Source organism: Pseudomonas sp. RL_5y_Pfl2_69 (assembly GCF_963970465.1).
Lineage (GTDB): Bacteria > Pseudomonadota > Gammaproteobacteria > Pseudomonadales > Pseudomonadaceae > Aquipseudomonas.
Genome location: NZ_CAXAOU010000002.1, coordinates 216,281 through 230,525, shown reverse-complemented (window position 1 = coordinate 230,525; position 14,245 = coordinate 216,281). Strand labels below are relative to the sequence as shown.

The window sequence follows — 14,245 nt, the reverse complement described above, 5'->3', positions numbered from 1 at the left end:
CCTTTGAGAGAGAGGGCGAAGTGCTCCGGGTTTACTTCACCGCATACTTCGAACCACGCGGGCCATCCAGCTGGGCCTGCAACATCAGCCACTCGCGCTGAATAATCGAATACGGGATAAAGATGCTCACCCTCTGCGCGCCTTTCAAGCCGGACTGAGTGATCACATCGTTCAATGTGGTCGAGTAGAACCCTTCATTGATACCCACAATGCTGCCGTCACTGGCGATGACCGGCCCGCCCGACATTCCCTTGACCAGCGGTGCGTCGTGGATGCCATAAAGATCACCGCTATGCTCTTCGATATTGCGAAAGGGGGTTTGATACACCTTGCCTTTGCCCGTGGTGGTCACCAGATAAGGGCTCACCCCCACTGCGGTAATACTTTCACCCACACGCGGGGCCCGCCAGGATGGAAAGTGGCCGCTTGCCTTGTGCTTGATGAAGACCAGATCGCAATGCGTGCTACAACGGTATGCAACATTGGGGATAAACGGAGTGTGCGCGGTCGTGACGGCGTACTCCTCGTTCCATTGCACGGCCGAGGCCATGTACATAAACGGCACGGGAAAGCCTGAAAAGACCGTAAAGTACGCGTCATTAACGGGCCCCGACAAGTCGGGCTTCACGAATCCGTTGCATCCTGCAGTGACAACTCCTATTAACAAGAAGGCCATGATCTTGATCATGATAAATCACCGACTTATAGGAAGAATGCAACTGGCTGTTATTGTCAGTATTTTGACAGCACAGAGAATAGCGCTCCTAACTGCTTGTTTTAGTGGGTCGCTGTATTACTTATGGCTGACAATTTAATAACGCGTATGAATCAATCGAACTAAGCCCAATTGCTTTTTGAGCAACCAGGGAGTTCAAATAATTGGCGCCGAAAATGTGCCGAAATCGAGGAGGCCTACGCGCAGCCTTTCTGGAGAGATTCACCCGACGGCGCCACTCACTTTATGCAGGTCAAACCATAAGGAATAACGCCATGTTCACGAGGAGCCTGCTGCTGGGTTTTTGCGCTGTGCTACTGATTGGTTGCACGGGAAGGGGCTTTCAACCGCCGGCTCCGGATTACACAAAATGGTACAAGGAGGGCGTATCGCAGACCGGGATCATTGCTGCGATGCGTGCGTGCGGATATACCAATGTTGATGGCGCGGGAGACAGGTCGCCAATCGATGTGCGGTTACTGAACTTCTATTGCATGAAAGACGCAGGCTACAAACGCAAAGATAACGTGGACATGTGCAAGCTCGGTCGTATTGGCGAATCGCCGGTGTGCGACGGCCGTCGGTAACCCGTCAGCCAACGGATTGCCAGACCCAAAAAGCCAAAAGCCCGCAATTACGCGGGCTTCAGGGTGTTCAGTGCTGCTTGGTGCCGGTCAGTGCCAGACGTCCAATCATTCCCACTCAATCGTTGCCGGCGGCTTGCTCGACACGTCATAGGTCACGCGGGAGATGCCTTCGATTTCGTTGATGATCCGGCCGCTGACGGTTTCAAGCAGCTCGTAAGGCAGGTGCGCCCAACGTGCGGTCATGAAGTCGATGGTTTCTACGGCACGCAGGGCTACAACCCAGGCGTAACGACGGCCATCGCCTACAACGCCAACCGACTTGACCGGCTGGAACACCACGAATGCCTGGCTGACTTTGTGATACCAGTCGGCCTTGCGCAGTTCTTCGATGAAGATGTGGTCAGCACGACGCAGGATGTCGGCGTATTCCTTCTTCACTTCACCCAGGATACGTACACCCAGGCCCGGACCCGGGAACGGGTGACGGTAGACCATGTCGTACGGCAGACCCAGTTCCAGGCCCAGACGACGGACTTCGTCCTTGAACAGTTCGCGCAACGGCTCAACCAGCTTGAGGTTCATCTCGTCCGGCAGGCCGCCCACGTTGTGGTGCGACTTGATGACGTGAGCCTTGCCGCTCTTGGCGCCAGCCGACTCGATCACGTCCGGGTAGATGGTGCCCTGGGCCAGGTACTTGATGTTGTCCAGCTTGCAGGATTCGGCATCGAATACGTCGATGAAGGTACGGCCGATGATCTTGCGCTTCTTCTCTGGATCGCTTTCGCCAGCCAGGTTGTTCAGGAACTGATCCGCCGCGTTGGCGCGGATCACTTTGACACCCATGTTCTCGGCGAACATGGCCATCACTTGCTCACCTTCGTGCAGGCGCAGCAGGCCGTTGTCCACGAATACGCACGTCAGCTGATCGCCGATCGCCTTGTGCAGCAACGCTGCAACCACCGAGGAGTCAACGCCGCCGGACAGACCCAGCAAGACGTTGTCGGTGCCAACCTGGGCACGGATGTTGGCAATGGCGTCTTCCGCGATTTTCGACGGCGTCCACAGGGCTTCGCAGCCGCAGATGTCGAGGATAAAGCGCGACAGAATGCGACCGCCCTGCTTGGTGTGGGTCACTTCCGGGTGGAACTGCACGCCGTAGTAGCCACGCTCGTCGCTGAACATGCCAGCAATCGGGCAGCTTGGGGTGCTGGCCAGAACGTGGAAGTCGGATGGCATTTTGGTGACCTTGTCACCGTGGCTCATCCACACGTCCAGACCGAACAGGCCGTCAGCGTCGATATGGTCTTCGATGCCGTCCAGCAGGCGGCTTTTGCCGACCACGTCTACACGGGCATAACCAAACTCACGCAGCTCGGAACCTTCGACCTTGCCACCCAGCTGTTCAGCCATGGTTTGCATGCCGTAGCAGATACCGAAAACCGGTACGCCCAGGTCAAATACAGCTTGCGGCGCGCGAGGGCTGCCGGCTTCGTGCACGGATTCCGGGCCACCGGCGAGGATAATCCCCTTGGGTGCGAATTCGCGGATCGCTGCGTCATCCATGTCGAACGGGTGCAGTTCGCAGTAAACGCCGATTTCGCGCACGCGGCGGGCGATCAGCTGGGTGTACTGGGAACCGAAGTCCAGAATCAGGATGCGGTGAGCGTGAATGTCGAGGGCCATGACAAAATCTCGATTAATTACAGAAACGACACGGGGCTGAATCAAACAGCCCCGGTGACTTAATTCGTATCGCACCCGTGCATGAGCCCGGGTGCGACCACTATCAACCTACGCGATAGTTTGGAGCTTCTTTGGTGATCTGCACGTCGTGGACGTGGGATTCAGCCATGCCGGCACCGGTGATGCGCACGAACTCGGGTTTGGTACGCATTTGCTCGATGTCGGCACAGCCGGTGTAACCCATCGAGGAACGCAGACCGCCCATCAGTTGGTGAACGATTGCGGTCAACGAACCCTTGTACGCCACGCGACCTTCGATGCCTTCCGGCACCAGCTTCTCGGCACCCGCAGAGGAGTCCTGGAAGTAACGGTCGGAGGAACCCTGGGATTGCGACATCGCACCCAGCGAACCCATGCCGCGGTAGGCCTTGTACGAACGGCCCTGGTACAACTCGATCTCGCCCGGTGCTTCTTCAGTACCGGCAAACATCGAACCCATCATCACGCAGGACGCACCGGCAACGATGGCCTTGGACAGGTCACCCGAGAAACGGATGCCGCCGTCAGCGATCAACGGTACGCCAGTGCCTTCAAGGGCAGCAGCAACATTGGCAATCGCGCTGATTTGCGGAACGCCAACACCGGCCACGATACGGGTGGTGCAGATCGAGCCTGGGCCGATACCGACTTTAACCGCGTCAGCGCCAGCTTCAGCCAGGGCCAGAGCAGCAGCGCCGGTGGCGATGTTGCCGCCGATCACCTGAACTTCAGGGAAGTTCTGCTTGACCCAACGAACGCGGTCGATCACGCCTTTGGAGTGACCGTGAGCGGTGTCGACAACCACCACGTCAACGCCAGCAGCCACGAGGGCGGCCACGCGATCAGCGGTGTCCTTGCCGGTACCTACCGCAGCGCCAACGCGCAGACGACCTTGATCGTCCTTGCTGGCCAGCGGGTAAGCCTTGGCTTTTTCGATGTCGTTAACGGTCATCATGCCTTTGAGGGCAAATTTGTCGTCGACGATCAGCACGCGCTCGATGCGGTGCTTGTGCAGCAGTTCGCGGGCTTCTTCCTTGTCGGCGCCTTCCTTGACCGTGACCAGACGCTCTTTAGGCGTCATCACGTCGCGAACGGTAGCTTCCAGACGGTTTTCGAAGCGCACGTCACGGGACGTCACGATGCCGACCAGGTCGCCATTGTGCAGTACAGGAACGCCGGAGATGTTGTGCTGGCGGGTCAGTTCAAGCAGCTCACGTACCGTGGCATCAGCCTCGATGGTGATGGGCTCTTTAACCACACCGGCTTCGAAGCGCTTGACCTTGCGAACTTCGTGAGCTTGCTGCTCGATGGTCATGTTCTTGTGGATGATGCCGATACCGCCTTCCTGAGCCATGGCGATTGCCAGACGGGCTTCAGTCACGGTGTCCATTGCGGCGGAAACCAGCGGAATATTCAGTTCAATGCCACGGGTCAAACGAGTCTTTAGGCTGACTTCGTTCGGGAGAACCTCGGAATAACCGGGGACGAGAAGGATGTCATCGAATGTGAGTGCTTCTTGGCTGATACGCAGCATCGCTGGGGCTCCCGAGCGGGAAAATGGAAGCGCGCCATTGTACTCAAAACACCTGAGTCTCTCAACGGAAACCTTTAGAGAGTTTTGCGCTAAGGGCCAATGATTAGCTGACTTTGAAGGCAGAAAAACAGTCGTGTAGTCGCTGCCGAAGGCTGCGAAGGGTTGCGGAGCAACCCGTTAACTGGAAGCCGCGCGATGCCCTTCGCAGCCTTCGGCAGCGACTACAGGTTCACAGCTCGACCTGCACCCACGCCACCGGCTGATCAAGCCAGTCGGCAAACTCGTCGAGGAAGCTTTGCTTGAAACCCGCCTCGGCCCAGTTGTTGAAAATAAAGCCCAGGTTGGAAAACGCACACGGCTGCAAAAACAGAAAGCCGTTGATGTCGTCTTCATGGGCGCACAACGGGCAAATGAAATTGTCGGTACGCCCCGGCATCCAGTCTTCGAGACTGTCGAACAACGCCTCCCCCACTTCCTTGCGGCACTCGGCGCAGCCGGCTTCTTCGAGAAAGCCCTTGGACGGGGTGTAGATGCAGCGCTTGGTAATGATCTCCAGGCCATTGACCGGCTGACCAAATGGCAGCGCCTCATGGTGCAGCACCACCTCCCGGGCACCCGGTGCGATGGCATACGCCATGCCGTTGCCCGTGCGTCCGCACGTGGTCAGTTCTTCTTCAATGATGTTCTTGCGCACCAGCCAGCGCACGATGGCCCTGGCACGGGGCTCATGCACCGGCAACGTGGATATTTTGGGAACGATGATGCTTTGCGAGTTCATGAGGTACGGCACATATACGTGGGATAAGGGCAACACACTGAAACGGTGGGATCAGGCGCGCAGCTTAAAGCCTCACACCGCGAGGTCAAGCGCTCAGATAGCGCGCAATCAGCGCAATCCCGCTGGCCAGTACCAGCCACGTCACCAGTCGCACAAAAGCCTCACGGGACAATTTGCGCGTCAGCCGGCGCCCGACCCACAACCCCAATGCCATGGCAGGCAACAAGCAGGCGCCCAGCAACAGTAGCTCGCCGTCGGCATATACGCCCGCAATCACAAACAGGCTCAGGCGCACCACGGTACTGCAACTGATCAACGCACTTTGGGTCGCCCGTGCCGCTTCCTTGGGCAATCGCGCGTTGAGGTACAGCGCATACAAAAAGCCGCCACTGCCAAACAGAGCGCCGAACAAGCCGCCCGTGATACCCGTGGGGATGGCCCAGCCGGCTGCCACCTGTGTCGGTTTCACCTTTACCGCCAGGCTATACAAGGCGTAAGCGGTGATAAAAAGCCCCATCAACAGCAACAATAGGTCGGACTTGAGGCTAAGCAAGAATGTCACGCCGACCACGCAGCCGATCGCCATGCACGGCAGCAAGCGCAACAACTCGGGGCGCGCCACATCTCGCCGGGCAGGCAGCCAGTTGCCAAATGCCGCGACAAAATCCAGCAACACCAGCAACGGGATGATTTTGGACAAAGGCAGGCACAGGATCAGCAGCGGCCCCGCCACCAGTGCAGTGCCGAACCCGGCCACGCCAAACACGATATATGCCAGCGCAATTGCCAGCTCCAGCAACACCCACTCGCTACCCGTAAAAGGCAAATCCATTGCACTGCATCCTTGTATTTTTGTGCGCGGACTTTAACCGGGCAGGTGCAGACAGAACAATCCGCCCTTATGATGACCCGCATGATTAAAGACCCCTTTGCAAGACTCAACCTCGACCGAGAAGTCCTGACCGTCAGCCAGCTCAATGGCCGGGCGCGGGTGTTGCTCGAAGACGTGTTCAGCAACATCTGGGTAGAAGGCGAAATTTCCAACCTCGCCCGCCCCGCTTCCGGCCACGTGTATTTCACCCTCAAGGACAGTGGCGCCCAGGTGCGTTGCGCGCTGTTTCGCAACAACGCGGCGCGGGTGCGCCAGGCCTTGAAGGACGGCCTGGCGGTGAAGGTCCGGGGCAAGGTGTCGTTGTTTGAAGGCCGCGGTGACTATCAACTGATCCTCGATACAGTGGAGCCCGCGGGTGATGGCGCGCTGCGCCTGGCCTTCGATGCACTGAAAGAAAAACTCAGCGCCGAAGGCCTGTTCAGCCCCGAGCGCAAGGTTGCCCTGCCTGCTCACCCGCAGCGCATCGGTATTGTCAGCTCGCCCACCGGAGCGGTGATTCGCGACATCATCAGCGTCTTTCGTCGTCGGGCGCCTCAGGTCGAACTGACACTGATCCCCACCGCCGTACAAGGTCGCGAAGCCACGGCGCAAATTGTCCGGGCATTGCGACTGGCTGATGCCCGGGGTTTCGACGCCTTGATCCTGGCCCGAGGCGGCGGATCCCTGGAAGACCTGTGGTGCTTTAACGAAGAAGCCGTAGCCCGTGCCATCGATGCCTGTGTGACGCCGATTGTCAGCGCTGTTGGTCATGAAACCGATGTGTCCATCGCCGACTTTGTAGCGGACGTACGCGCGCCAACGCCCTCTGCGGCTGCTGAGTTGCTGGCACCGGACTCAAGTGACCTGCAACGCCGAATTGACAGCCTGCACCGGCGCCTGGTGATGCGCATTCGCGACCGTTTGATGCGCGACCGCTTGCGACTGGATGGCCTGGCACGCCGCTTGCGCCACCCTGGCGAACGCCTGCGCCAGCAGGCCCAGCGCCTGGATGACCTGGACATGCGCATGCGCCGAGCGTTCGAGCGCAGCCTCAATACCCGCCGCGAGCGTCTGATCCGCCTCGAAACCCGACTGGCGGCACAGCATCCGGGGCGCCAACTGGCCATGTTGCGCCAGCGCCTGGACAGTCTGGCGGAACGCTTGCCACGGGCCATGCGCGAAGGCCTCAAGGCACGCCGCATGCAGCTGCAAAGCCAGATGCAAACCTTGCACGTGGTCAGCCCGCTGGCGACCCTTGGGCGCGGCTACAGTATTTTGCTGGATGAGCGTGGCAATGCCATTCGCAGCGCCGGGCAAACCCATAACGGCCAGCGCTTGAAAGCCAGGCTGGGCGAAGGCGAACTGCAAGTCCGGGTCGAGGACAATCACCTCACGCCCGTCACCCTTTCCTTACTGGATTAACTGATGTCACGCTTTCTTTCTGCCGTCCTGTTGCTGTGCCTGACCCTCAACGCGCACGCAGCTGACAGTTACATCACGCGCTTATTGAATAAACCGGTGCCGGGCGGTGTTGCCGTGATTGAGCTGGGGACCGGCGCGCAAGCACCCAAGGCAACCTACGATGGCAAACCGGTGCTGGTGATCAAGGAGCAGGACACCTGGCGGGCGATTGTCGGCATCCCGCTGACGGTAAAACCGGGCCCCCAGTCAATCATCAGCGGCTCGCGGGAACTGAGCTTCACGGTGGGCAACAAGAAATACCCCGAGCAGCGCATCACGCTGAAGAACCAGCGCCAGGTCAACCCCAACCCGGCTGACATCAAGCGCATCGACAACGAGCTGGCGATTCAGATCAAGGCTTACCGTACTTTCAGCCCCAACACCCCGAGTAACCTGCTGCTGGACAAACCGGTCAACGGACCGCTGTCCAGCAAGTTTGGCGTGCGCCGCTTTTTCAACGGTGAAGAACGCAACCCCCACGCTGGCCTCGACTTTGCCGTACCTGCAGGTACGCCCATCAAAACCCCGGCGGCCGGTAAAGTGATCCTGATCGGCAACTACTTCTTCAATGGCAACACGGTGTTCGTGGATCACGGCCAGGGCTTCATCAGCATGTTTTGCCATATGTCGAAAATTGACACCAAGGTTGGCCAGCAACTGGCTCGTGGCGACGTAGTGGGCAAGGTCGGCTCCACCGGACGCGCCACAGGCCCCCATATGCACTGGAACGTCAGCCTCAATGACGCCAGGGTTGACCCGGCTATTTTCATCGGGGCCTTCCAACCCTGATTACGCCATAAAAACAGAGCATGCCTCGCAGCACCCGAGGCATGCCCTTCCTTGAAGTTGCGCAATATTAGATTTACGCAAAACAAAATACAGCAATTAAAACTCGTATTTTCTTCATATACGAGCATTTATCTCAATGTTTTTTATGCGCTTGCCATCTCTCAGCCCAGTGGTTAGGGTTGAGCTTATGAAAACCTCTCACACCCTCATCCTGCTCCGCCAACATCGCAGCCTTTGCCTCGTCAGCGCACGACTGCAAAGCTAATTGCGGTGCCTCGCCCTCTGCTTTGTATTTTTCCGGCTGGCCGCGTCTGAATAGTCGGCACGCATATTAAGGATTGCCTGATGACCATGCTCAAAAACCCGTCTTCCAAATACCGCGCCTTCCCGGTCATTGATTTGCCTGATCGTACCTGGCCATCAAAAACCATCACCAGCGCGCCTGTCTGGTGCAGCTCCGACCTGCGCGATGGCAACCAGTCGCTGATCGAGCCGATGGATGCGGTAAAAAAGCTGCGCTTCTGGAAGACCCTGGTCAGTGTTGGCGTAAAGGAAATCGAGGCATCGTTCCCGGCTGCGTCGCAAACCGACTTTGATTTTGTGCGCACCCTGATCGAAGACGGCCACATCCCGGACGACACCACCATCCAGGTGCTGACCCAGGGCCGTGAAGACTTGATCGCACGCACTTTCGAGTCGTTGCGCGGGGCGAAAAAAGCCATCGTTCACCTGTACAACGCCACCTGCCCTGCGTTTCGCCGCATCGTGTTCAATCAGGACAAGGACGGCATCAAGGAAATCGCGGTCAGCGCCGCCAAGCTGTTCGTCAAATACGCCGCCCAGCAGCCCGAAACCCACTGGACATTCGAGTACTCGCCAGAGACGTTCAGCGCCACTGAGCTGGAGTTCGCCAAGGAAGTCTGTGACGCAGTGATCGAGGTCTGGAACCCGACACCTGAGCACAAGATGATCCTCAACTTGCCTGCCACTGTTGAGTGCGCCACCCCTAACATCTACGCCGACCAGATCGAGTGGTTCGGCCGCAACATCAACCGCCGTGACAGCGTCTTGATCAGCCTGCACACCCACAACGACCGTGGCACTGGTGTTGCCGCAACCGAACTGGGCCTGATGGCTGGCGCCGATCGTGTCGAAGGCTGCCTGTTTGGCAACGGCGAGCGTACCGGCAACGTCGATCTGGTGACGGTGGCCTTGAACATGTACACCCAGGGCCTGGATCCACAACTGGACTTCTCGGACATCGACGGCGTGCGCAAAGTGGTCGAAGAGTGCAACCAGATCCCGGTTCACCCTCGTCACCCGTATGTGGGCGACCTGGTCCACACCGCTTTCTCCGGCTCGCACCAGGACGCTATCCGCAAAGGCTTCGCCCAGCAAAAACCGGACGCCCTGTGGGAAGTGCCGTACTTGCCAATCGACCCGGCGGATATTGGCCGCAGCTATGAAGCCGTGATCCGGGTTAACAGCCAATCGGGCAAAGGCGGAATTGCTTACCTGCTGGAGCAGGAATACGGCATCAGCTTGCCACGCCGTATGCAGATCGAATTCAGCCAGGTCGTTCAGCGCGAAACCGATCGCCTGGGTCTGGAAATGACGGCTCAGCAGATTCACAACTTGCTTCGCACTGAGTATTTGCAGGCCAATACGCCTTACGCGCTGGTCAGCCATCGTTTACAGGAAGAGAACGGCCATAGCGCAGTCGAGGTTGAAGTGTCGGCCAAAGGCGATGGCGAAACCAACCTGCGCTGGAGCGGCAAGGGCAACGGCGCGCTGGAAGCGCTGGTCGCTGGCCTGCCGGTCAACGCCGAAATAATGGACTACAACGAACACGCGATTGGCGCGGGCACCAACGCCAAGGCTGCGGCCTACATTGAACTCCGGGTCAATGGCGGGCGTGCCGTACATGGCGTGGGTATTGATGAAAACATCACCACGGCAAGCTTCAAGGCCGTGTTCAGCGCACTGAACCGTTCGCTGACCGAAACCGAGGCTAAAGCGGCGTAAGCATTGGCCCGAAACGAAAAAGCCCCCAAGGTGAACGCCTTGGGGGCTTTTTATTTCATCGAGGCCCAGGACCGGCAATGGCTAGCCTCTGTGGGAGCGGGCTTGCTCGCGATTCAGGCGGCGCGGTTTGGCAGACAGACCGCAGTGATGCCGTCGCGGGCAAGCCACGCTCCCACAGGTTTTAAGTCGCACACGGTCTGATAACGGCTTCCACACATCAGCGCAGCTCGAAATCGTCCGCATCCAGGTTGGCCGGGAACCGCTCACGATAGGCGCCCAGATCGGCCGCGCTGAGGCTCATGGTGAACACGCCGTCCGCCTCACCGGCACTGAGCAGTGACTCGCCCTGGAAGTCGAAGATATGGCTGTCGCCCGTGTAGACCATCCCTTTACCGTCCGTGCCCACCCGATTCACCGCTGCGACGTAACAGAGATTTTCGATGGCCCGTGCAGGCAATAAGCGGTTCCAGTGCAATCGACGCGCCCCTGGCCAACTGGCGGTATACAGCAACAAGTCGGTGTCGTGAGGGTCGCAGCTCCACACCGGGAAGCGCAGGTCATAGCAAATCAAAGGGCGAATACGCCAGCCTTTGACCTCGAACTGAACCTGACGCTCACCCGGGGTGAAATGCTCATGCTCACCGGCCATACGAAACAGGTGACGTTTGTCGTAGTGCAGCACTTCGCCATCAGGGCGGGCCCACAACAATCGATTTCGGTGGCTGCCATCTGCCGCACGCACAATCACGCTACCCGTGACCACGGCATCAAGCCTTTTTGCCTGCTTGCGCAGCCACTCGGTGCTTGGGCCGCCTTCAGGTTCAGCCAGGGTTTTGGATTCCATGCTGAAGCCGGTGGTAAACATTTCGGGCAGCACCACCAGGTCGGCGCCCCGAGCATGCTCAAGCAGCTCGTCGAAATGTTCAAAATTGGCCTGACGGTCATGCCAGGCCAGCGTGGTTTGCACCAGTGCCACGGTTAAATCGGGTAAACCCTTCAGATCACGCATAGTTTTTCTGCTGCTTCGCGCAGCGTCTCCTCGCGTTTTGCAAAACATAGACGAACCAGCCGCTGCCCTTCAGGCGGGGTCTGGTAGAACACCGACACCGGGATAGTGGCCACCCCGTGTTCGCGGGTCAGCCATACCGCCATGTCGACATCGTTGAGGTCCGGGCGAATCCGGGAGTAATCCACCAACTGAAAATACGTACCTGCCACCGGCTTGAAGGTAAAACGCGACGGGCTGAGCAAATCACAGAACAGGTCGCGCTTGGCCTGGTAAAACCCTGGCAACTCTTCAACGTGCTCCGGGTGATCGGCCATGAAGTCTGCCAACGCATACTGCAAGGGCGTTACTCCGCAAAAGCTGACGTACTGGTGAACCTTGCGCAGTTCGGCGGTCAAGGCAGGCGGCGCAACGACGTAGCCTGTTTTCCAGCCTGTCACGTGGTAGGTCTTGCCGAATGAGCTGACAACGAATGCGCGATGGTACAACTCAGGATGGGACAAAACACTGACGTGGGGCACGCCATCGAACACCAGATGTTCGTACACCTCATCGCTGATGATGTAGATATCGCGGTCGGCAATCAGGCGGGCCAACTGGTCCAGTTCGGCACGACTGATCAGGGCACCGCTTGGGTTGTGCGGGCTATTCAGGATGATCATGCGCGTGCGCGGGCTCAGGGCGTCTTCAAGTTGTTGCCAATCTATCGAGAAGTCTTCCAGCCCCAGTTGCACATGCACACAACGGCCACCCGCCAGCTCAACCGAGGGCTCGTAGCTGTCGTAGCACGGATCAAAGACGATCACTTCATCGCCGGCATGAATCACGGCCTGGATTGCGCAGAAAATGGCCTGGGTCGCGCCAGGCGTGATCGTCACCTCGGTGTCAGCATCCACCTTGACCCCGTAGCTGCGGGAAATTTTGGCTGCCACCTGCTCACGCAAGGCAGGCAAGCCGGTCATGGGTGAGTACTGGTTATGGCCACTGGCAATGTGCTTGCCGACCGCGTCACGCAATGCCTGCGGGCCGTCGAAATCGGGGAACCCCTGAGACAGGTTAAGTGCGCCGGTTTCTGTCGCGAGCTGCGACATGCGCGTGAAAATAGTGGTGCCTACATTCGGCAACTTGCTGGTGATCATGGCCGTTCCCTGTTGAGTTCCCGGCACTGACTACGGCGCAGGACCCTCCGAGAATAGCCCAAACGTCAGACACGAAAAAGGGCCCTTTCGGACCCTTTCTCAATACGCTAGAACCTTGCGCTATCAGCGCTTGTCTTTGCGGTTTTTCTCGGCTTTCTTGTGGTGCGACATCATGCGGCGCTTCTTGTTGACCTGACGGTCGGTCAGCGAGTTCTTGTTGCCTTCGTACGGGTTCTCGCCACCTTTGAACTCGATGCGGATCGGCGTACCGACCAGCTTCAAGACACGACGGTAGGTGTTTTCGAGATAACGGACGTAAGACTTCGGAACCTTCTCAACCTGGTTACCGTGGATCACGATAATCGGCGGGTTAGCACCACCCAAGTGGGCATAACGCAGCTTGATCCGGCGGCTGTTGACCATCGGTGGCGCGTGCTCACTGACCGCATCTTCCAGGATCTGGGTCAGACGGTTGGTCGGCCAGCGGGTAACTGCTGACTTGAAGGAGTTCTGCACCGACTGGTACAGGTTGCCCACGCCAGTGCCGTGCAGCGCCGAGATAAAGTGAATATCGGCGAAGTCGACGAAGAACAGGCGACGCGTCAGCTCGACTTTAACGAAGTCGCGCTCGCTCGGGGTCATGCCGTCCCACTTGTTGATCGCGATGACCAGAGCCCGACCGGCCTCCAGCGCAAAGCCCAACAGGTTGAGGTCGTGGTCAACCACGCCTTCACGGGCGTCCATCACAAAGATCACCACGTTGGCGTCTTTGATCGCTTGCAGGGTTTTGACCACGGAGAACTTTTCAACTTCTTCGTGGATCTTGCCGCGCTTGCGCACACCGGCGGTGTCGATCAGCGTGTACTTCTCGTCGTTACGCTCAAACGGGATGTAAATACTGTCGCGGGTAGTGCCTGGCTGGTCATACACGATTACCCGGTCTTCACCGAGCATGCGGTTAACCAGAGTCGACTTGCCAACGTTAGGACGACCGATGATGGCGATCTTGATGCCGTCTTTTTCGCTTGGGCCAGGAATGCGCTTGGCTTCCTCACCTTCGAGAACGACTTCTTCTTCGCCGTCTTCAGGCTCTTCTTCGTCACGCGGGAAGTTGCTCAGGGCAATTTCCAGCATCTGGGTAATACCACGACCGTGAGCACCGGCGATTGGAATCGCGTCGCCCATGCCCAGTGGCGCGAACTCGGCGCGAGCCATGTCCGGATCGATGTTGTCGACCTTGTTGGCTACTACGTAGGAACGCTTGTTACGTTTGCGAAGGTGTTCGCCGATCATCTGGTCAGCGGCGGTGAAGCCTGCTTTTGCATCTACCAGGAACAGAACGACATCAGCTTCTTCGATAGCCAGCAGCGACTGCTCGGCCATCTTTTCGTCCATACCGTGCTCGTCACCGGAGATACCGCCGGTGTCGACCAGAATGTAGGAACGCCCTTGCCACTTGGCCTCACCGTATTGGCGATCACGGGTCAGACCGGACAAGTCGCCAACGATGGCGTCACGAGTCCTGGTCAGGCGGTTGAACAAGGTGGACTTGCCGACGTTTGGTCGGCCCACCAGGGCGATTACGGGAACCATGCGGCTCTCCACTTCGTTATTTCAG

Annotated in this window: 12 protein-coding genes; 4 read left to right on the top strand and 8 right to left on the bottom strand. The window is 58.4% G+C overall.

Going from position 1 to position 14,245, the window contains the following annotated elements:
- Nucleotides 1-31: 31 nt before the first annotated feature.
- The gene (locus AACY07_RS04340) at nt 32-688 is read right to left on the bottom strand and encodes a trypsin-like peptidase domain-containing protein (protein WP_133075938.1); all 657 of its coding nucleotides are present in this window, start codon (nt 686-688) and stop codon (nt 32-34) included.
- Nucleotides 689-990: 302 nt separating this feature from the next.
- On the opposite strand from AACY07_RS04340, the gene AACY07_RS04335 reads away from it, so the two are divergent.
- Nucleotides 991-1,302: a hypothetical protein gene (locus AACY07_RS04335; protein WP_339473590.1), complete on the top strand. Its 312-nt coding sequence runs from the start codon at nt 991-993 to the stop codon at nt 1,300-1,302.
- A gap of 105 nt (nt 1,303-1,407) precedes the next feature.
- On the opposite strand, the gene guaA is transcribed toward AACY07_RS04335, so the two are convergent.
- The 4 genes from guaA to AACY07_RS04315 all read right to left on the bottom strand — a co-directional run bounded on the left by guaA (nt 1,408) and on the right by AACY07_RS04315 (nt 6,168).
- The gene (guaA, locus tag AACY07_RS04330; RefSeq protein WP_019823631.1) at nt 1,408-2,985 is read right to left on the bottom strand and encodes a glutamine-hydrolyzing GMP synthase; all 1,578 of its coding nucleotides are present in this window, start codon (nt 2,983-2,985) and stop codon (nt 1,408-1,410) included.
- A 103-nt stretch (nt 2,986-3,088) separates the two neighbouring features.
- Entirely contained in the window at nt 3,089-4,558 is a 1,470-nt protein-coding gene (gene guaB, locus AACY07_RS04325) for an IMP dehydrogenase (protein WP_133075940.1), read from the bottom strand.
- 229 nt (nt 4,559-4,787) lie between these two features.
- Complete coding sequence (locus tag AACY07_RS04320) at nt 4,788-5,336, bottom strand: sugar ABC transporter ATPase (RefSeq protein ID WP_339473587.1); 549 nt, start codon at nt 5,334-5,336, stop codon at nt 4,788-4,790.
- Between the two features lie 85 nt (nt 5,337-5,421).
- Entirely contained in the window at nt 5,422-6,168 is a 747-nt protein-coding gene (locus AACY07_RS04315) for a sulfite exporter TauE/SafE family protein (protein ID WP_133075942.1), read from the bottom strand.
- 81 nt (nt 6,169-6,249) lie between these two features.
- Here AACY07_RS04315 and xseA point away from each other — a divergent pair, with 81 nt between their 5' ends.
- From xseA to leuA, 3 genes are all read left to right on the top strand, one after another.
- Nucleotides 6,250-7,629, top strand: a complete 1,380-nt coding sequence (gene xseA / locus AACY07_RS04310) for an exodeoxyribonuclease VII large subunit (RefSeq protein ID WP_133075943.1) — start codon at nt 6,250-6,252, stop codon at nt 7,627-7,629.
- A 3-nt stretch (nt 7,630-7,632) separates the two neighbouring features.
- The gene (locus AACY07_RS04305) at nt 7,633-8,457 is read left to right on the top strand and encodes a M23 family metallopeptidase (protein WP_133075944.1); all 825 of its coding nucleotides are present in this window, start codon (nt 7,633-7,635) and stop codon (nt 8,455-8,457) included.
- Between the two features lie 345 nt (nt 8,458-8,802).
- On the top strand, nt 8,803-10,482 hold the full coding sequence (gene leuA, locus AACY07_RS04300; RefSeq protein WP_133075945.1) for a 2-isopropylmalate synthase: 1,680 nt from the start codon (nt 8,803-8,805) through the stop codon (nt 10,480-10,482).
- A gap of 217 nt (nt 10,483-10,699) precedes the next feature.
- On the opposite strand, the gene AACY07_RS04295 is transcribed toward leuA, so the two are convergent.
- The 3 genes from AACY07_RS04295 to der form a co-directional block, all read right to left on the bottom strand.
- Nucleotides 10,700-11,491 (bottom strand): amidohydrolase, encoded by a 792-nt coding sequence (locus AACY07_RS04295; protein ID WP_339473584.1) that lies wholly within the window; start codon nt 11,489-11,491, stop codon nt 10,700-10,702.
- Entirely contained in the window at nt 11,479-12,627 is a 1,149-nt protein-coding gene (locus AACY07_RS04290; protein WP_339473582.1) for a pyridoxal phosphate-dependent aminotransferase, read from the bottom strand. The genes AACY07_RS04295 and AACY07_RS04290 overlap by 13 nt, the downstream gene beginning before the upstream one ends.
- Nucleotides 12,628-12,750: 123 nt before the next feature.
- The gene (gene der, locus AACY07_RS04285) at nt 12,751-14,220 is read right to left on the bottom strand and encodes a ribosome biogenesis GTPase Der (RefSeq protein ID WP_019823656.1); all 1,470 of its coding nucleotides are present in this window, start codon (nt 14,218-14,220) and stop codon (nt 12,751-12,753) included.
- Nucleotides 14,221-14,245: the final 25 nt, after the last annotated feature.